The organism is Thalassolituus sp. UBA6592 (genome assembly GCF_002433655.1).
GTDB lineage: Bacteria > Pseudomonadota > Gammaproteobacteria > Pseudomonadales > Oceanobacteraceae > Venatoribacter.
Genome location: NZ_DJIO01000005.1, coordinates 33,993 through 53,512, shown reverse-complemented (window position 1 = coordinate 53,512; position 19,520 = coordinate 33,993). Strand labels below are relative to the sequence as shown.

Sequence of the window (19,520 nt, the reverse complement as noted above, 5' to 3'; positions counted from 1 at the left end):
TCACAATGGCCTGACCGGGGGGCTGGTACGTCCGTGCAGGCCCTCTGGTAACATCCTGTGTTTTACTGTCGTTAATTTGTAAGTTCGGACGTTCACACTTCGGTTACAACTACACTGAAAGTCATACATTGTGTTGTCGCCTCAGTGAGTGTGAATGTTTACTCTGACCCCAGAACAGACCGAAGAAATTACCCACGGGTTTACGGTGCCTTCGCGGCCGCAGGTTCTGCTGGAAATTCAGCGGTTAATCGATGATCCCGAATCCGACCTGTTTCAGCTGGGCAACCTGGTGGCTCAGGATATCGGTCTGTCGTCTGCCATTCTGAAAACCATCAATTCCCCGGTGTTCGGCATGAGCCGCACCATCAGTGATATCAAACAGGCAGTGATGCTGCTCGGCGCCAAAACGGTCAGTACGCTGGCCACGGCCATGATGCTGCGCAACAGCTTTAAAGCCACTGGCTCCATTTCTTTTGAACGCCTGTGGGATAATTCCACCATGGTGGCTGATACCATGGTGTTTATTGGCCGCAATATCAAAGATCAGATCCCACCGGAAAATCTCTATACAGCCGGTCTGTTTCACGACTGCGGCATTGCCGCGATGAGTCAGAAATATTCTGACTATCGGGAAACCCTGCAGCTGGCCAATCTCGATTATTCCTGCACCCCGACGGATTACGAAGATAAGCGTTACAACTGTAATCACACTCAGGTGGGCTATTTCATCGCTACCAGCTGGGCGCTGCCGCCGGACATCTGTCAGGTGGTGCTGTTGCATCACGATGAAGACTACCTGCGCACAAACATCAACGATGAAATTGCCCTGGTGTGGTCGACGCTGAAGATCGCCGACAACATGGTGAATAACATCCGCCGCGGTTATGACCTCACGGACTGGGAGCGCATCAAAGCACTGGCGTTTGAATCGCTGGGCATTACCGAACTGGATTATTTCGATCTGCTGGAAGACCGCTCCGAACAGCTGAACGTTGTTTGATCTCGCCCCCGACGCTGCTGACACTGTGACGGCGCTGGTTGAATTAGCCTTTGAACGCCCTAGAATAGCGCCATCTTTTTATTGTCTGGACACACTGTTATGACACTGGCTGTGGTTACGCTGGCGGCGGGTAAAGGCTCGCGCATGAAATCCGATCTCCCCAAGGTACTGCACAAACTGGCCGGTAAACCCATGCTGGCGCATGTGCTTAACAGTGCTGCCCAACTGGATGATGCCAGACAGCATGTGGTGATTGGTCATGGCGCCGACGCCGTAAAACAGCAGATCACAGAGTTTGATGTCAGCTGGGCGGTGCAGAGTGAACAGAAGGGTACAGGGCATGCGGTGGCTCAGGCTATGCCGGATGTCGATGCCGAAGCGACGGTACTGGTGCTGTACGGCGATGTGCCGCTGATCCGCAGCGAAACCCTGCAGAAATTACTCGATGAAAGCCACGCCGGTAATGCCCTGGCGCTGTTAACGGTAGAGCTGGACGATCCGACCGGCTATGGCCGTATCGTGCGCGATGACGCCGGAAACATTCAGGCCATCGTTGAACACAAAGACGCCAGCGCAGAGCAGCACAGAATCCGCGAAGTAAACACCGGCATTCTGGCGGTGTCCGCTGCCCATCTGAATACCTGGCTGCCAAAACTCTCCGCCAACAACGCCCAGGGCGAATACTACCTGACCGATATCATCGCCATGGCGGTGGAAAATGACGTCGCTGTGCGTGCTATTCATCCACTCGACGAATACGAAGTGCAGGGCGTCAACGACCGCCTGCAACTGGCAGCGCTGGAACGTGTATATCAGCGCCAGCTGGCCGATGAACTGCTCACCGCCGGAGTTTCGCTGGCCGATCCGGCACGCCTGGATATCCGCGGCACCCTGACCGCCGGTGCTGACGTCAGCATCGATATTGGCTGTGTGTTTGAAGGTGATGTGGTGCTGGCAGACGGCGTCAGCATTGGCCCTTACTGCGTGGTGAAAAACAGCCAGCTGGGTCAGGGTTGCGAAGTAGAAGCCTACTCCCATATTGATGGTGCGCAGCTGGCATCCGGCTGCAGCATCGGCCCATACGCCCGTCTGCGTCCGGGGGCCGACCTGAAGCAGTCGGCCAAAGTCGGTAACTTCTGCGAAGTGAAGAAAGCCGTGATCGGTGAAGGTTCAAAAGTGAACCATCTGACGTACATTGGCGATGCCGAAATCGGCAAAGACGTGAATGTCGGCGCCGGTACCATCACCTGCAATTACGACGGCGTGAACAAGTCGAAAACCGAAATCGGCGACGGCGCCTTTATCGGCTCCAACTCCTCGCTGGTGGCCCCGGTGAAAGTCGGTGCCGGAGCAACCATCGGTGCCGGTTCTGTGATCACCCGTGAAGTGGCAGACAACGAGCTGTCTGTGGCGCGCGGCAAACAGCGCAATATCAGTGGCTGGGCACGGCCTGTCAAAAACTGACGGACTGCGGGCTGGTGTGGCAAGCGTCAGCCCGACCTGAGTCATTCCCCACTTTCCGCCCGCACTGGTATGATGGGCGGCATCTGTCTTTGTACTTATCATCTTTCTTCCCCTGAGGAGCCTCATGTCTGCTGTGACCACTCTCCGTATTGCTACCCGTAAAAGCCCGCTCGCTCTGTGGCAGGCAGAACACGTCAAAGCCCGTCTTGAAGCCATGCATCCGGGGCTGGCGGTGGAGCTGGTTACATTCTCAACCCAGGGCGACAAAATCCTCGATACGCCGCTGGCGAAAATCGGCGGCAAAGGCCTGTTCGTAAAAGAACTGGAAACCGCCATGCTCGATGGTCGCGCTGATATCGCTGTGCACTCCATGAAAGACGTACCGATGGAATTTCCTGAAGGTCTGGAGCTGGGTGTGATCTGTGAACGTGAAAACCCGCGCGATGCTTTTGTATCCAACAACTACAAGGCCATCAGTGAGCTGCCGGCCGGTGCGGTTGTGGGGACTTCCAGCCTGCGCCGTGGCTGCCAGATTCAGAACAGCCGCCCGGACCTGGTGATCAAAAGTCTGCGTGGCAATGTGCAGACCCGTCTGAGCAAGCTGGATGCCGGTGAATACGATGCCATCATTCTGGCTTCTGCCGGTCTGCTGCGGATGGAAATGCAGGATCGTCTGACCGCGTTTATTGAACCGGAAGAATCCCTGCCAGCAGGCGGCCAGGGCGCATTGGGCATCGAATGGCGTGTCGGTGACAGCGCTGTGCATGAACTGATTAAACCGCTGCACGATGAACTGACTGCCAGCTGTGTACTGGCTGAGCGCGCGCTGAACCGTCGCCTGCAGGGTGGCTGTCAGGTGCCGATCGCCTGTTACGCCGAGCGCAGCGGTGATGAACTCTGGTTGCGTGGACTGGTGGGCAGTGAAGACGGCACACAGATTCTGCGTACCGAAACCCGTGGCAGCGCCACTGAACCGGATGCACTGGGTATCAGCGCCGCAGAAGACCTGTTAGCACAGGGGGCCGGTGCCATCCTCGAAGCCGTTTACGGTCACGAAGTTAAGTAATGACGACGGTTGTCGTAACCCGTCCGCAGGATCAGGCTGGCGGCATTATTGCCGCCCTTGAGACGCAGGGCGTCAGTGTGCGCCATCACCCGCTGATGCAGATTGTGCCGCTGGCGGATGACGACGAAGCTGCACGCTCCGGCCTGCGGCAGAAAATGCTCGATATTGATCAGTACAAAGCGGTGATTGCCATCAGCTTTAATGCGGCGACTTATGGTCTGCGCTGGCTGGATGATTACTGGCCGCAGCTGCCATTGGGCATCGACTGGTATGCGGTCGGGCCAACGACCGCGGATGTCTTGCAGCAGGCGGAAATAAACGTAAATATGCCTGCACAGCGTTTCGACAGCGAAGGCGTGCTGGCATTGCCCGGTTTGCAGGCGGAACAGATCCGTGGTGAACGGGTTCTTATCTGGCGTGGTGTCGGTGGCCGTGAAACCCTCGCCAGTGTGCTGCGCGAACGCGGTGCGGAAGTGGATTACGCCGAGCTTTATGAACGCCAGCCAGTAAACTGGAGCGACAGCGACTGGCACAACGCACTGGCGGATAAACCCCTGCTGATGCTCAGCAGTGGTCAGGCGCTGGACATCGCCGAATCACAGGTGCCGCAACTGGCACAGAAAGTCAGTGCTGTTATGCTGCCCAGTGAACGGGTTGCAGAGCAGGCACGGGCGCGCGGATACAACCCGGTACTGGTCGCCGCCAGTGCCCGCGACAATGATATGCTGCAGTGCCTGCAGCAATGGGCGCAGACGAAATAAAAACGTGTAAGCATGGTTATCAGATCAGCCGGTCGGTTTAAGGAAGCAGACAGTGACGAAAGATAAAAACGATCAGCAGGATACAGACAAGCTCAACAGCGATACCCCTGAGCAGACTCCGGAGTTAACGCCTGAGCCAACACCGGCAGCAGCGGAGAGTAAACCGTCCGCATCTGAAACAGACAACACGCCAGCGGATGAAACCGTTGATGCGGCAGAATCCGCGCAGCAAAAACCGGCTAAAGAGAAAGCCGCAAAAGACGCTCAGGTAAAAGAAAGCTCTGCTAAGCCAAAAACAACTGAGCCAAAAACAGCTGAACCGAAGACTGCTCGCAAAGGTCCGCATCCGCTGGCCTGGATCAATCTGATTCTGATGCTTGGTCTGCTGGCGCTGGGCGCTTTTGCCGGCTGGCTGGTGTGGCAACAGCAGCAGAGCACATCCGCTGAACTGGCGGTTCTGAAAGACCGCTTATTGCAGGCGCAGCAACAGGCCGGCAACCTGGCCGCTGCCGAAGGCGACCTGCTGTCAGAAACCCAGTCACTGAAAAACCTGACTACAACCCTTAAGCAACAGGTTGAACATAACACCGACCGTCTCGGCAAACTGCCGGGTGCTGAACGTCAGGACTGGCTGCTGGCGGAAGCGGAGTATCTGCTGCGCATGGCTAACCAGCGCCTGCTGCTGGAGAAAGATGTCGAAGGCAGTCTGAGCATGCTGCAGGCAGCGGATAACGTGCTGGTGGAGACCCGTAATCCGCAGCTGAATCCGGTGCGTAAAACCATTACCGAAGAAATTCAGAGTCTGCGTGCTTCGCCTGCGGTGGATGTGACCGGTGCGGTGCTGCGTCTGCAGACACTGCAGGAGGCGTTACCACAACTGCCGTGGCTGCCGGATCGTCTGCTGCCGGATGGCGATAAAGCGGAAACAGTGGCCGCAGCACCGCAACCGCTGGATCAGCCCTGGTATCTGACTCTGTGGCACACAGTGAAAGAATCGCTGAGCACGCTGGTGCGCTTCCGCGAACGCTCAGAGCCGATTGCCGCACCGCTGTCACCGGATCAGCAGTACTACCTGCAACAGAATATGCACCTGATGCTGGAGCAGGCTCAGGTAGCGCTGCTGCGTAAGCAGGATGATCTGTACAAACACAGCCTCAGCCGCGTTGCCGGCTGGCTGGATGAATACCTGCTGATCGATGATCAGCGTACCGTTGCCGCTAAACTGGCGCTGCAGGAGTTACAGGGCTGGCAGGTGAATCCACCGTTACCGGATATCACCGGCTCACTGATGCAGCTGCAGAAACTGGTGGAAAACCAGCGCCGTGGCAGCGTCCTGCCGCGACAGCCTGCGCCTGCCAATGAGGCAGCAGACGGAGGCAATCAATGAGAGTCTGGCTGCTGCTTCTGGTCGTTTTTCTCGCGGTCGGCCTGATTGCCGGTACGCTGATGAATATCGACACTGGCTACGTGCTGGTGAGCTGGCATAACTACACGCTGGAAATGACGCTGTGGGTGTACCTCGGAATGACAATGGGGCTGATGCTGCTGCTGTATGTGCTGCTGCGTATCAGCCTGCTGCTGGTGGGCAGTGACTGGCGCTTTAACGAATGGCGCCGGCAGCGCCGCAGCGTACGTGCTCAGCGTCAGACAACACGTGGTCTGTTAGCGCTGGCTCAGGGACGCTGGCGGCGGGCAGAACGTCTGCTGACCATAGGTGCAGAAGATTCTGAAACCGGTCTGATCAACTATCTGGCTGCTGCCCGTGCCGCATATGAACAGAACAAAATGGACGCTGCCGACGAGTGGCTGAAAGCCGCCAGTCAGAGCACCAAAGGGGCGGATCTCGCGGTTGGCCTGACTCAGGCGGAACTGCTCAACAGCCGCGGTCAGAAAGAACAGGCACTGGCGGTTCTGCTCAATCTGCGCAAGCAATATCCGCGTCACGCTTACCTGCTCAAACTGCTGGTGAAAACCTATCTGGATCTGGAAGACTGGGTAGCGCTGCACGAGATGTTGCCGCTGCTGAAAAAATCCAGCAAGCTCAAGCCGGAGCGTATCCGGGAGCTGGAAGAAAACGTTCAGCTGCAATTGCTCGACCGCGCTGTGCACGGTCATGGCCAGGCACCGGGTGAAGCCGCTGCTGAGCTGAAGCGCCTGTATCACGACTTCCCGCGCCAGGGCCGCTACTCATTTAAAGTGACCAAACGCTATATCGATCTGCTGAAAGAGCAGGGCGAAGAAGGGCTGGCGGAACAGGAGCTGCGCAACGCGCTGAAGTACGTCTGGCATGATGATCTGATCGTGCTGTACGGCAGTCTGCATGGCACGGATACCGGCCGTCAGCTGCTGTTCGCTGAGCAGCAGTTGCAGGAACGTCCGAACGATCCGTATCTGCTGCTGGTGCTGGGGCGCCTGTCCCGTCGTCAGGAGCATCTGGAAAAAGCCCGCGATTACCTGCAGACCGGCCTGCGCTTAAAAGGCCTGCCTGAACTGCATGCTGAAATGGGCAAAGTGCTGATGGCGGAAGATAACGAAAAAGCTGCCTGTGAACATTTCCGTCAGGCTCTGCGCGCGCACTGAATCCAGAGAGATTGCATTGCGCAGTGCAGAAAAAAGCGGCAGAACCCATTAATAAGTTCTGCCGCAAAGGGGGAAGGTCTGCTGCAGTGGGCCCGCAGCGCAATGTATTCACCTGTCTTCAGGTTTGTCTGACGTTTTATTCGAGCTGCAGTGGCTTACCAGCCGCTTTACGCACGGCCTGCCATTCAGCCTCCGTCAGTGCTGCTTCGTCACCGGGTAACTGCAGCAGAATATCGAAGAAGTCCTCACGCAATTCACTCACCAGCACATCATTACGTGGCCGGGTTTTTACCACGTAAACGCTCTGCACATTCTGATGATCGAAAGCGCGCCAGGTCTGCTGGTCTTTCAGGTGCACATAGCTGTGATTTTCCAGCGCGCTGATCAGCTTTTCCGTATCCAGTGAGCCAGAACGCTCCGCTGCGTCCTTAAACTGATAAACGATTGAGTAGGCGGAAGCCGCCGAGCTGGAAGGGTAGGTCTGATAACGGCCGACGAAATCCTCAACAAATTTTTTGCCGCCGGCAAAGTCGTACTGGTAAGGGACTTTCCAGGTCCAGGGAGCGGCACCAATTACGTTTTCAAGAATGCCTGCGCCGGCTGACTTTGCCATCCCCAGGGTCAGATTGGGGACGATGATGGTCATTTTATCTTTCAGATCCATGCTGTGCGCCAGCTTCAGCGCCATGGCCATATCATCGCCGAACTGCACCAGCATCAGCACATCTGCACCGGAATCGCGGGCCTGCTGCAGCGCGCTGCGGAAGTCCGCATCGCGTGGACGTGGATAGGTTGTGGTGACCCCCGGATGAGCGGCGGTGTCCTGAGTTCCGGTAAATTCACGCAGGGATTTTTCCGTCGACCAGCCCCAGCTGTAATCCGCTGTAATATAAAACAGCTTTTTACCCTGCAGGCTGTCATTCAGATAGGCGGCCAGTGCTTTCGCTGCCATATGTGCGTTGTAGGTTTCGCGGAACATATGACGATGACCTTCACTGCCGGTGGTCTCGTTGGCATAGGTCAGGGTGCCGAAATAAATCAGATTATGACGTGCCGCTTCTTTACCGGCCGCAATGGCAACGGCACTGGACGACCCGCCGAACAGCATCGACACGCCCTGTGCCGCTAATTCTTTTACGTTTTCTACAGACTTATCTGGTTTGGAAGCCGAGTTGGCAGTGAGTAATTCCAGCGGCCGTCCGAGAACACCACCGCTGGTATTAATTTCATCCACGGCCATCAGCGCACCGCGGGCCTGAGCCAGCCCCTGCTGTTTATAGCGCCCGGTGGATGGGTAATTGAGACCAAGTTTTACGGATTCGGCGGCCTGTACGGCGGCGGATAAAAAAAAGATGCCCGCCAGCAACAGATGGATCATTTTACCCGGATAGTACTTCTTCCCCGGCATGGTGGTGCCCTCTTGTTATTATTATGCGTTTCGCTTCTTCTCAGATAAGAAATAATAATGAAATTTCGTTATTAGTCTCGCCGACTAAAGTCTGCGGCAAAACGGGCCTTAGTGGTTCGTCAGTACAGGAAGGGTTTTGAATAACTGAAAATAAAGCAGGATTAAGCGCCGGAAAGCCAGTGCTTGAGGGGTTCAAACACTGGCCGGTGGAAGATAAAAGTGAAGAGCAGAAGCGGCAGACTGCAGCTTTGCTCAGTTGTGCTCAGTTGCGACAGAGTTCCGTAATCCGGCTGTTATTCCAAAACCAGAGGTTTGTCGTTAATCGTCCGCACCATCTGCCATTCATCCTGATTCATTTCGGTATTACTGACGTCCAGCAAAATATCGAAAAAATCCTCACGCATATCGCTCAGCATAATGTCATCGCGCTTGCGGCTGCGTACAACATAAACGGTCTGCTGATTCTGATGATCAAAATCGCGCCAGCTCTGTTCGTCTTTGAGTAATTTGTAACGATGATTTTCCAGTGCCGCAATTAAGCCTTCGGTTTCTGTCGAGCCGGAGCGTTTAACCGCATCAGTAAACTGATAAACAATGCTGTACGCCGATGCGGCAGAACTGGAGGGGTGCAGCTGATATTCCTGCACAAAGGCTTCGACAAAATCTTTACCGCGCTGGTAATTAAACTGGTACGGCACTTTCCATGTCCAGGGCGCCGCACCGATAACGCCTTCCATTAATCCGGGGCCAGCGGCCTGGGCCATGCCCAGCGTCAGGTTGGGTACGATGACCGTCATTTTCTTTTTCAGGTCCATGGCATAAATTTCATTCAGTGCCAGCACCATATCCTGCCCTAACTGATTGACCACCAGAACTTCAGCGCCGGATTCCACTGCTTTGCGCAGAGCCGCCTGAAAATCCCGGTGCATGGGATTTGGAAACGGTGTTCGTGCGGCCGGATGTGAAGTAATCCCCTGAGTGCCGGTAAAACTGCGCAACGCGCCTTCCATGGACCAGCCTTCGCTGGAGCCGGCGGTAAGATAAAAGAATTTTTTACCTTTTAAATAGGTGTTCATATATTCCGCCAGTGCACGTGCGGCCATATACGAGCTGTAAGGCTCACGGAACAGATAACGCTGACCTTCGAGGCCAGTAATTTCGTTGTCGTATCCCAGCGTGCCGAAATAAATACGTTTGTGTTGTGCTGCCCGTTCTGCGGCAGCAATGGTCGCCGAACTGGAGGCACCACCGAATAACATCACTGCACCCTGCGCGATCAGCTCATCAACATTGGCTGCCGCCCGCTCTGGTTTGGATGCAGTGTTAGCCCGCAATAATTCCAGTGGCTGGCCATTAACACCGCCCTGGCTGTTAATTTCTTTTACCGCCAACAGCGCGCCACGGATCTGTGCCAGCCCCTGTTCTTTGTAGCGTCCGCTGGACGGATAATTCAGACCAATTTTGATGCTTTGCTGCGGGCTTTCTGCCGCATAAACAGGCACAGGGGTGGTAACAAACAGCATAGAGCTGAGCAGGAAAACCGCTGCAGGAAAACGGCGCAATAATGATTGGCAACGAACAGGATGGGGCGACATAAGGATTCCTTTTCTGGCTGAGTATTGGCGTGAGGCCAGCTCTCTGACGGAGCTGATCCAGACAGGTAAGACAGGACACAAGGTTGTACCTGTGGACAGAAAGAGGAACTTGTATTCAGACGAACAGAAAATATGAAATTTTTCGGCTGGGGCAGGTCTGCTTTGCAGGCTGGCAAGTGCAGAAGACATTGCTTACAAAATGTCTTTGATTTTTTGCTGTGATTTTCACCACGGGTCAGCGGAAATAAAAAAGCCCTGCTATATAGCAGGGCTTTTTGGGCGCGGTAAATCTTACTGCGCAGATACCACAATCGAAAAAGTATCAGGCTTCTTCTTTGTGCAGATGAACATCCATTTGCGGGAATGGAATCTCAATACCTTCCGCATCAAAACGCAGTTTGATGGTTTCGGTCAGTTCCCATTTAACGGTCCAGTAATCTGCAGCGTTGGCCCATGGGCGCACAACAAAATTCACAGAAGAATCGGCCAGTTCTGATACGGCAATTTTCCATTCCGGATCTTTCAGTACCAGTGGGTGCGCGGCGACAATTTCATGCAGCAGAGCTTTGGCTTTCAGCAGGTCGCTGCCATAGCTGATGCCAACAATCATATCCACCCGGCGGGTCGGCTCAGCGGAATAGTTCACCATGGTGTTACCGAATACGTTGCCGTTTGGCACGGTAACCAGTTTGTTGTCCGGGGTTTTCAGGCGGGTGCTGAAAATAGTGATCTGATCAACGGAACCGGCCACACCGCCAACTTCGACATAATCACCCAGTTTGAACGGACGGAATAAAATGAGCATTACACCAGCGGCGAAATGCGACAGTGAATCTTTTAATGCCAGGCCAACGGCCAGACCGGCGGCACCGAGCAGAGCAACCAGTGAGGTGGTATCCACACCCAGTTGCGACAGCGCAAAAACAATCACCAACAGGGTCAGCGTGGTGCCCATTACGGTTTTTACAAAGGCAACCAGAATGGGATCCAGCTTGGCGCGGGTCAGACCTTTGGCGGCGGTGTTGGTAATCATGCCGGCAATCATGCGCCCGATGATAAAGATCAGCAGGGCGAGCGCAATCTGAGTCCCCCACGGCAGAACGTAATCCGTCCAGATCTGTTGTGGGTCAATGTTCCAGTTCATACAGAGATAGCTCCTTAATCAAAATGTTGGCTGCGCGTACTGTGTGCAGAAAATCACGGTCTTGGTGCGTAAGCAAAAACGTCCGAATGCATTTGGTCGATTGTCAGCCCTAAAGGTTCCAGCTGATCCAGCGTACCGTACACCATGTTCGGCGAACCACAGGCGAACATACGAACATGACTCAGATCTGTGAAATCTTCATGAATCACCTGATAGATCCAGCCGGCACGGCCTTCCCAGCCTTCGCTCTGCGTTTCGATAATCGGGTGATAACGCAGATTGCTGTACTGACGTGCCCATTCTATCGGAAGATCGGCCAGATAGAATCCATCTGCTTCACGGTTTGACCAGTAAATATGCAGTTCGCGTTCCGGCTCAACCGCCAGTATGCCTTCCACCAGACTTTTGATCTGGGAAAAACCGGTACCGGCAGCAACCAGCAGTAACGGTTCTTTGTTGGCGTCCAGGAAATCCGGGTGCACCAGACAATCACCGAATGGCAGGGTGATACCAACGGTGGATGCACTCTTCAGAAAGGCGATCACCTGATCTGAGGTTTCGCTGCCGGCGGCTATGTGCAGTTCAATGCGGCGCGCATCATCACCGGTCAGAGTGCCCGGTGCGCTGGCAATCGAGTAAGGCAGTTTCTTTTCGCCATCCTTTGTCTGCACGTTTAACAGCAGGTACTGCCCCGGCCAGAAGTCTGCTTTTTTCCCGGCCGGTGCCAGCAGCTCTACGCGGTAAACATTGCCCGGCAGGGCTTCAACCGCGCTGATCTGGCAGGCCAGAGAGACTTCTGGTTTGTGGTAAGGAGGGTGTACATCGGACATAAAAATCTCGGCATCGGTTTGAGGGTGAGCGACACAGCAAAGAATCTGATTATCCTGATTAAACAGATGCTCGCCCAGTGAATTACGGAAACGGAACTCACCATCTAAGTATTCGCCCCGACAGATTTCACAAACACCGTTATCACAGCCAATGGCGATGGCTACGCCCTGCTGTTCCGCTGCATCAGCGATGGTCTGATCGCTGCGGCAGCGGATAACGGTGCCGGAGGGCTGAAAGGTGACCAGATGAGTATCGGCGCTCAAAGCCCCAGCTCATCCCAGAGTTCGTCGATCCGCGCGGTTACCGCCGGATCTTTCACAATCGGCGTGCCCCATTCACGCTCGGTTTCCCCCGGCCATTTGTTGGTGGCGTCCATCCCCATCTTGGAACCCAGCCCGGATACCGGCGAAGCGAAATCCAGATAATCAATCGGGGTGTTCTCGATCAGCGTGGTATCGCGTGCCGGGTCCATACGCGTGGTAATCGCCCAGATCACGTCTTCCCAGTTACGGGTATTCACGTCGTCGTCGACCACGATAACAAACTTGGTGTACATAAACTGGCGTAAAAACGACCACACACCCATCATTACGCGCTTGGCGTGACCGGCATACTGCTTCTTCATGCTGACTACGGCCATGCGGTAGGAACAGCCTTCCGGCGGTAAATAGAAGTCGACGATTTCCGGAAACTGCTTCTGCAGAATCGGCACAAACACTTCGTTCAGCGCCACGCCCAATACCGCAGGTTCATCCGGTGGACGGCCCGTATAGGTGCTGTGATAAATCGGGTCTTTGCGGTGCGTAATACGCTCCACGGTAAATACCGGGAACTGATCCACTTCGTTGTAATAGCCGGTGTGGTCTCCGTAAGGGCCTTCATCCGCCATCTCACCGGGATGAATCACACCTTCCAGCACGATCTCGGCGGAGGCCGGAACCAGCAGATCATTGCCGATACTTTTTACCAGCTCGGTTTTGCTGTCACGCAGCAGACCGGCGAAGGCGTATTCGCTCAAGGTATCCGGCACCGGTGTAACCGCGCCTAAAATCGTTGCCGGGTCAGCGCCCAGAGCAACCGTTACCGGGAAAGGTTCGCCCGGGTGGGCCTTCTGCCACTCGAGAAAATCCAGTGCGCCACCACGATGGCTCAGCCAGCGCATAATTACTTTGTTTTTGCCGATTACCTGCTGGCGGTAAATTCCCAGATTATGACGGTCTTTGTGTGGCCCTTTGGTAATCACCAATGGCCAGGTAATCAGCGGGGCGGCATCACCGGGCCAGCATTTCATCACCGGGATTTTGCCCAGATCGACATTATCACCTTCGATAACCACTTCCTGACAATGGGCCTTACGGATTTCCTTCGGCCCCATGGTCATAACTTTCTTGAAGATTGGCAGCTTTTCCCAGGCGTCTTTCATGCCTTTGGGTGGCTCAGGTTCCTTCAGGAAGGCCAGCAGTTTACCGACTTCGCGCAGGGCATCAACGGACTCTTCACCCATGCCCAGAGCAACGCGCTCCGGTGTACCGAACAGGTTGGCCAGTACCGGCATATCGTAACCTTTCGGGTTTTCAAACAGCAGGGCCGGGCCTTTGGCTCGCAGCACACGGTCGGCTATTTCCGTCATCTCCAGATGCGGATCGATTTCCTGGGTGATGCGTTTCAGCTCACCCCGTTTTTCCAGGACTTTCAGGAAGTCGCGTAGGTCGGCGTATTTCATCGGCCACTCGGGTCTGAATATTTGTGCGTATGATACCTGAAAACTGAGATGGAGCCTTCAGAACACTGATATTTACAGACCTGAACTTCAGAATTTTAACCATTCTGTGAATATGGTTATGCTGACAATAAAGAGATTTGCCGTATGTATGAAATCCAGCTTACATGTGGTGCAGATAAGGGACAGTGTCGTATGAAAGTAAGTCCCGCAGCGGTTATCTTCTTCTTATGTGTTTTGACCGTCACCGGCTGTGCGACAACCAGCAATTCGCCAGTGACAGAAGATCAGGATGATTCCCTGCAGCAGCTGAAACAGCAGGAAAGCCTCTATCTGGATCTGCTGGCAAAAGCGTCAGACTCAAATGCCGGAATTAACGATATCAGTCGCTTCGTATTTCTGGCCGGTGACCTGCGACAGCAGAATTACGCATCGTTATCTGAAGCTCTGTTTCATGACTATATGAAAGTATTCGTTACCTCGCCGGACAAGGTTGTACAGCTGTGGAAAGCGGATTCTGAAGCGATAGCCACCGCGTGTTATTACCTGCAGGGTTTTTACTGGTTTGAGGATGGATCGGGTATTCATTTGCCTTACGCTCCGGCTGCCAGCTGGCCTGAGTTCGTTCAGCGCTACCGCAACAGCCTGCCAGAAGGGTTCGTTCAACAGTGTGAACCTGTCAGTAATACACCTTCCTGATATACTCCCGGCCTGATTTAACTGGCCGGGAATACCCCATGAACGCAAAATCGACTCTCAATGCCGCCGCCGTTGCCGGTTTCAGTGCGGTGGCACTGGGCGCGTTCGGAGCGCACGGACTGAAAGGTGTGCTGGATGACGCCATAATGACGGTGTACCACACCGCGGTGCTTTATCATCTGGTGCATTCTGCTGTGCTGCTGGCACTGGCTGTATGGCTGAAAGTGATGCCGGGAAACCGCTGGCTGAGCTGGTCTGCTAACCTGATGCTGGTGGGCATGATTCTGTTCTGTGGCAGTCTGTACGCCATGACGCTGACGGGGATTCGCCCGCTGGGCATTATCACTCCGTTCGGTGGCGTCAGCTGGCTGGCCGGCTGGGCATTACTGCTGGTAGCGGCCAGCAAACTGAAAACACAAGATTCTGAATAACAGGGCCGATACGTGGCAGACGAAAAAACAAATGGGCAATTGCCTGACAGCGAAGACGCACAGACTGAACAGCAGACCGATGCGTCCATGACTGACGACCTGACAACAGATGATCAGGCGCCGGAAGAAAGCAGCGACAAACCACAATATCGCCGTGGCATTAAAAGCTTTGTTATCCGCGCCGGGCGCTTAACCAAAGGTCAGCAGGGCGGACTTGAACGTCAGTGGCCGGTGATGGGTTTAACCCTGGAACAGGGGCCAATCAATCCGGTTGACGTCTTCGGACGTGATGGCCATGTGGTACTGGAAATCGGTTACGGCATGGGCACCTCGCTGGTGCAGATGGCCAAAGCTGCACCGGAGAAAGATTTTATTGGTGTCGAAGTGCACCTGCCTGGCGTTGGCTCGCTGCTGAATCTGGCAGAGGAAGCGGGTGTCACCAACCTGCGTACTTATAAAGACGATGCCATCGAAGTGCTGAAGCTGATTCCGGATAACAGCATCGATACCGTACAGCTGTTCTTCCCCGATCCCTGGCACAAGAAAAAGCACCACAAGCGCCGTATCGTGCAGAGCGAATTCGCCCAGACCCTGCGCCGTATTTTAAAACCCGGCGGCATTTTCCATATGGCCACCGACTGGGAAAACTATATGGAGCATATGCTGGAAGTGATGGATGCCGAAGAAGGCTATGAAAACATCGCCGGCAGAGGTAACTGCGTACCACGCCCGGAACATCGTCCGCTGACTAAGTTTGAAAACCGCGGAACGAATAAAGGTCACGGGGTGTGGGATATGATGTTTAAAAAGATAAGCTAACGCGGATCGCTACCTGCGTTGCCTCTGCTTTGTTAAATGCCAGTTCGAAATGCTCATGTATGGCTTATACACTCCGCTTTCTCACTGGCATTTGCCGCGCATAGCCTGCCTCGGCAACGCGATCATGATCCAAATTGCAGGTTTGGTGCGCATGGAGCACCAATTGGTTAGAACACCTGAACGGGCGGCCCGAAGGGCGAGCGAAGCGAGTATCTATGGCTTATACACTCCGCTTTCTCACTGGCATTTGCCGCGCATAGTCTGCCTCGGTAACGCGATTATGATCCAAATTACATGTATGGTGCGCATGGAGCACCAATTGGGTAGCAGGTAGAGTGCGCACTGCGCACCAAATCAATAAAATTCAGCAGAAAGAAACAGCGATTTGTAGGGTGGGCTCTGCCCACCACGCAAGGTGAAGAAGGCATCCATTACACTGCCAACGAGACCGGGCAGAATGAACAGAAGCACAGTTAACAGGTACAGAATTATGCAGAAGAAAGACAAAGAAAAAGTATTCGGCGGCGAGTGGACTGAAGACATGCTGCGCGAATTCCTGAGCGCCAACAGCTACGACGGCAGCGACGCCGATTACATCGCCGCGATCCGTGCTTACCGCCACATGGTGCCGGAAACGTTCGCCGATTACGTCGAACTGTTCAAAAAAGAAGGTCACGACCTGAACGCTAAAAACGCTGATGGCGTTACCCTGCTGCAGACCATTGCTTCGCACAGCAAAGGTGTTGAATACGCAGAAGCACTGAAGAGTGCCGGCGCAGCCTGAGGCGCGTTCTGACTGATGTTGACGGCAGCGGGTGCTCCGCTGCCGCCATTACCTCCCGCCATGCACTGCACCGTCGTGCTCTGTTGAAATCATGCCCAATGGTCACAGTTGTTTAAACTTCCCGACCAGAGTTGACTGCTATAAGCTGACGCCATTGTTGAAAAACTGTCATTGATGGCGGCTAACATAGGCCAATACGCTGGCCTGACGGCATGGGTATCGTCCTGTGCTGCGCACTGCCATCCAGATGACGCCCTGACACCGAAGGATACCCGCAATGATCATCACGCCTAAAATCCGTGGATTTATCTGTACCACCACGCATCCGACCGGCTGCGAAGCCAATGTTAAAGAACAGATTGAGATCACCCAAAAGCAGGGTGAAGTTGCCAACGGCCCGAAAAAGGTTCTGGTGATTGGTTCTTCCAGTGGTTATGGCCTGGCATCCCGCATCACTGCGGCGTTCGGCTCTGGTGCGGCGACCATCGGCGTGTTCTTCGAAAAACCAGCCACTGAAAAGAAAGCCGGTACTGCGGGCTGGCACAACTCAGCTGCTTTTGATCAGCTGGCCCATGAAGCCGGTCTGTACGCGAAAAGCCTGAACGGCGATGCCTTCAGTCACGAAGCCAAAGCCAAAACCATCGAACTGATCAAAGACGATCTCGGTCAGGTGGATATGGTGGTTTACTCGCTGGCCTCTCCGGTCCGTAAACTGCCGGACACTGGCGAAGTGGTGCGTTCCGCACTGAAGCCAATCGGTGAGGTGTATAAAGCCACCGCCGTGGACACCAACAAAGACGTGCTGTTTGAAGCCGAAGTCGAGCCTGCAACCGAGCAGGAAATCGCTGACACTGTTACTGTAATGGGCGGTCAGGACTGGGAACTGTGGATGTCTGCTCTGGCCGAAGCCGGTGTGCTGGCCGAAGGCTGCAAAACCGTTGCTTACTCTTACATCGGTACTGAAATTACCTGGCCTATCTACTGGAACGGTGCATTAGGCGAAGCGAAAAAAGACCTCGACCGTGCTGCACATGCAATTGATGCCCAGATGAAAGCACTCAATGGCAGCGCTAACGTCGCTGTGCTGAAGAGCGTTGTGACCCAGGCCAGTTCAGCCATCCCTGTGATGCCGCTGTACATCGCCATGGCGTTCAAGAAAATGCGCGAGCTGGGTATTCATGAAGGCTGTATCGAACAGATCAACCGTATGTTCCGTGAGCGTCTGTACCGTGAAGACGGTCAGGCTGCAGAAGTGGACGGCGAAAACCGTCTGCGTCTGGATGACTGGGAACTGCGTGAAGACGTACAGGAACACTGTAAAGCTCTGTGGCCAACCCTGACCAACGACAACCTGCGCGAACTGACCGACTATCAGGAATACAAAGATGAATTCCTGAAACTGTTTGGCTTCGGCGTTGCCGGTGTGGATTACGATGCCGATGTGAATCCGGTTGTGCCGTTTGATGTAATCGATATCTGAGGCTTCTGTAACAGAAGGCTCCGGGCAGGGACTGCCCAAACAAAAAAGCCCCGCTCTGAACCGATGTTTCAGGCGGGGCTTCTTTATGTCTGCTTCTTTTTATTCTTTTTACATCTGGTTAAGGGCGGCGGCACTTGTGATCTTATGTCCGGTGTCGTCCGGATATCTTTTGCATACCTGTGCCGTTAAAAAACATCGCTTAAAACACATCGATCGCCGCTGTATGCCCCTGCTGTTGCCGACAGGAGTTAATGCGGGAGTTACTGAATAGCACTAAGTAACTGAATAAATTACGGCTGCTCCAGACCTGAGGCGTGCAGCATAAGAATGACATCGGCGAGCGCTGGTTTTACCACAAACCCCAGGCAGGCCTGATCGCGGCAGGCGCTGTAAATAATGCGCTGTGGTGTGCCACTGGCGGGCAGTTGATCAATGCGCAGGCTGCTGAGGTCGTAGCTGATTCCGGCTTCTGTGCGTGATGCCAGAAAACGTTCCTGCAGATCGCTGCTCAGCTCACTGGTCAGTTCGTCCTGTGGATGCTCGCTGAGCAACAGCAGCGGATAGTTGTGTAAATCGAAACTGGTCGGCAAAGACTCAAGCGTATGGGTAACAGCTGAGCCTGCCAGCCAGCGACCGTCGCTGTTTTTAACCGCCAGCTCGCCGGAATTAAATACCGTGGGCGCGTTAAAGCCGGTGTCGGCTAGCGCCAGCCGAAACTGTGGCGCAAACGCCAGTTGCGCCGGTACAGACACCGCGTTCTTCTCAACGGATGCGCTGGCTGTAGTGGCGGATGGTTCCGTGGTGGATGGTTCCGAACAGGCGGTCAGTACGGTAGCACCCGCGAGCGAAACCAGGGCGGTGCGCAACAGAGACTTCAGCGGCTGCAGCATTGAGGAATTAAACGGCGGGATGACCCGGTAACAAGGGCGGTGGATATTTCCGTTGCGCATAACATACATCCTTATATGCAGAGACTGGTGCAAAAGAACAGCGAGCCTACGTAACCCCGGGGCTGGTGTAAATCCGTTGCGTGCTGTTCAGGGTAAAAAACCTGCACGCGCACAAAGCCGGCAGATAAAATGCGCCGCTGGTGAACCTCCCGGCAGAAAAAGAAGCTTGCCGCAAACGCCACACAAGCGGGTAAACTGAATGTCTGAACAATTGTCAGGTCAACTGGATCAGATTCACTATGCTGGTTGCAGCGATATTGGGACCTGTTCTGCTCATACCGGCCTGCTCCTTTAATCGTTCCATAATTTCACGGTTAATGACTTCCTGCTCTTCCGGCGGTAATGTACGGAATTCCTCTTCGGTTAAATCCATTTCCTGCAGCATGGATTCACGGATTTTTTCTGCATCGCTTTTATTCATATACGCCTGAAATTTTTCCGAAGCAGTTTCCCCCGTGACTGCCTGTTCAGTAGCCACTGGGTTTTGCGACTGCTTATCAGCAGCAGTGTCTGATTGCATCGTCTGTTGGCGGACATCGGTGGCAGCGGCAACCGCCGGCACCTGATTCAGCGCCTGGCGTTCTGTGGTCAACAGAGCAGCGAAGTTACCACCGGGTTCGCCATCGGTACCGGACGTGGTGTTGGTTGTGCGCTTCTCCGTCGCAGGCAGGCGCGCCAGACTGCTTTCATGTGGCAGTGGGGTATTGGCTGGATTAAACATTGGTATTCTCCCTGTTCAGTAGCCCTGAAGAATGGCAATTGTTCAGGTAAACGCAGGAAAAGTGCCA

Annotated in this window: 18 protein-coding genes; 11 read left to right on the top strand and 7 right to left on the bottom strand. The window is 54.4% G+C overall.

Annotation, left to right across the window (positions count from 1 at the left end; genetic code table 11):
- Window positions 1–154 precede the first annotated feature (154 nt).
- From B2Z72_RS00450 to B2Z72_RS00425, 6 genes are all read left to right on the top strand, one after another.
- Complete coding sequence (locus tag B2Z72_RS00450) at window positions 155–1,000, top strand: HDOD domain-containing protein (protein ID WP_296985408.1); 846 nt, start codon at window positions 155–157, stop codon at window positions 998–1,000.
- A gap of 99 nt (window positions 1,001–1,099) precedes the next feature.
- Window positions 1,100–2,464, top strand: a complete 1,365-nt coding sequence (gene glmU, locus B2Z72_RS00445) for a bifunctional UDP-N-acetylglucosamine diphosphorylase/glucosamine-1-phosphate N-acetyltransferase GlmU (RefSeq protein WP_296985406.1) — start codon at window positions 1,100–1,102, stop codon at window positions 2,462–2,464.
- 124 nt (window positions 2,465–2,588) lie between these two features.
- Window positions 2,589–3,530, top strand: coding sequence for a hydroxymethylbilane synthase (hemC, locus tag B2Z72_RS00440; protein ID WP_296985404.1), 942 nt, complete (start codon window positions 2,589–2,591; stop codon window positions 3,528–3,530).
- A complete protein-coding gene (locus tag B2Z72_RS00435) occupies window positions 3,530–4,291 on the top strand; it encodes a uroporphyrinogen-III synthase (RefSeq protein ID WP_296985402.1) in 762 nt (253 codons plus the stop codon). Before hemC ends, B2Z72_RS00435 begins: the two co-directional genes overlap by 1 nt.
- 52 nt (window positions 4,292–4,343) lie before the next feature.
- Window positions 4,344–5,678: a uroporphyrinogen-III C-methyltransferase gene (locus B2Z72_RS00430; protein WP_296985399.1), complete on the top strand. Its 1,335-nt coding sequence runs from the start codon at window positions 4,344–4,346 to the stop codon at window positions 5,676–5,678.
- Complete coding sequence (locus B2Z72_RS00425) at window positions 5,675–6,871, top strand: heme biosynthesis HemY N-terminal domain-containing protein (protein WP_296985397.1); 1,197 nt, start codon at window positions 5,675–5,677, stop codon at window positions 6,869–6,871. The genes B2Z72_RS00430 and B2Z72_RS00425 overlap by 4 nt, the downstream gene beginning before the upstream one ends.
- 136 nt (window positions 6,872–7,007) lie before the next feature.
- On the opposite strand, the gene B2Z72_RS00420 is transcribed toward B2Z72_RS00425, so the two are convergent.
- The 5 genes from B2Z72_RS00420 to ubiD form a co-directional block, all read right to left on the bottom strand.
- Window positions 7,008–8,279, bottom strand: a complete 1,272-nt coding sequence (locus B2Z72_RS00420) for an ABC transporter substrate-binding protein (RefSeq protein ID WP_296985394.1) — start codon at window positions 8,277–8,279, stop codon at window positions 7,008–7,010.
- A 293-nt stretch (window positions 8,280–8,572) separates the two neighbouring features.
- The gene (locus tag B2Z72_RS00415; protein WP_296985392.1) at window positions 8,573–9,874 is read right to left on the bottom strand and encodes an ABC transporter substrate-binding protein; all 1,302 of its coding nucleotides are present in this window, start codon (window positions 9,872–9,874) and stop codon (window positions 8,573–8,575) included.
- A gap of 322 nt (window positions 9,875–10,196) precedes the next feature.
- Entirely contained in the window at window positions 10,197–11,018 is an 822-nt protein-coding gene (locus tag B2Z72_RS00410; protein ID WP_296985389.1) for a mechanosensitive ion channel family protein, read from the bottom strand.
- A gap of 53 nt (window positions 11,019–11,071) precedes the next feature.
- Window positions 11,072–12,112 carry a 2Fe-2S iron-sulfur cluster-binding protein gene (locus tag B2Z72_RS00405; protein WP_296985387.1) on the bottom strand — a complete coding sequence of 347 codons (1,041 nt, stop codon included), beginning with the start codon at window positions 12,110–12,112 and terminating at the stop codon, window positions 11,072–11,074.
- Window positions 12,109–13,572, bottom strand: a complete 1,464-nt coding sequence (gene ubiD, locus B2Z72_RS00400; protein ID WP_296985385.1) for a 4-hydroxy-3-polyprenylbenzoate decarboxylase — start codon at window positions 13,570–13,572, stop codon at window positions 12,109–12,111. The genes B2Z72_RS00405 and ubiD overlap by 4 nt, the downstream gene beginning before the upstream one ends.
- 192 nt (window positions 13,573–13,764) lie before the next feature.
- Between ubiD and B2Z72_RS00395 the strand changes: the two genes are divergently transcribed.
- The 5 genes from B2Z72_RS00395 to fabV all read left to right on the top strand — a co-directional run bounded on the left by B2Z72_RS00395 (window position 13,765) and on the right by fabV (window position 17,782).
- Complete coding sequence (locus tag B2Z72_RS00395) at window positions 13,765–14,268, top strand: hypothetical protein (RefSeq protein WP_296985383.1); 504 nt, start codon at window positions 13,765–13,767, stop codon at window positions 14,266–14,268.
- A 38-nt stretch (window positions 14,269–14,306) separates the two neighbouring features.
- Window positions 14,307–14,699 carry a DUF423 domain-containing protein gene (locus tag B2Z72_RS00390; RefSeq protein ID WP_296985382.1) on the top strand — a complete coding sequence of 131 codons (393 nt, stop codon included), beginning with the start codon at window positions 14,307–14,309 and terminating at the stop codon, window positions 14,697–14,699.
- 87 nt (window positions 14,700–14,786) lie between these two features.
- Entirely contained in the window at window positions 14,787–15,518 is a 732-nt protein-coding gene (gene trmB, locus B2Z72_RS00385) for a tRNA (guanosine(46)-N7)-methyltransferase TrmB (RefSeq protein ID WP_296985463.1), read from the top strand.
- Window positions 15,519–16,008: 490 nt separating this feature from the next.
- Entirely contained in the window at window positions 16,009–16,302 is a 294-nt protein-coding gene (locus tag B2Z72_RS00380) for a PA4642 family protein (RefSeq protein ID WP_296985381.1), read from the top strand.
- Window positions 16,303–16,579: 277 nt separating this feature from the next.
- Window positions 16,580–17,782, top strand: coding sequence for an enoyl-ACP reductase FabV (fabV, locus tag B2Z72_RS00375; protein WP_296985380.1), 1,203 nt, complete (start codon window positions 16,580–16,582; stop codon window positions 17,780–17,782).
- A 290-nt stretch (window positions 17,783–18,072) separates the two neighbouring features.
- Here fabV and B2Z72_RS00370 read toward each other — a convergent pair whose 3' ends face one another.
- Window positions 18,073–18,732, bottom strand: coding sequence for a hypothetical protein (locus B2Z72_RS00370; protein WP_296985379.1), 660 nt, complete (start codon window positions 18,730–18,732; stop codon window positions 18,073–18,075).
- 214 nt (window positions 18,733–18,946) lie between these two features.
- Window positions 18,947–19,453, bottom strand: coding sequence for a hypothetical protein (locus B2Z72_RS00365; protein WP_296985376.1), 507 nt, complete (start codon window positions 19,451–19,453; stop codon window positions 18,947–18,949).
- Window positions 19,454–19,520: the final 67 nt, after the last annotated feature.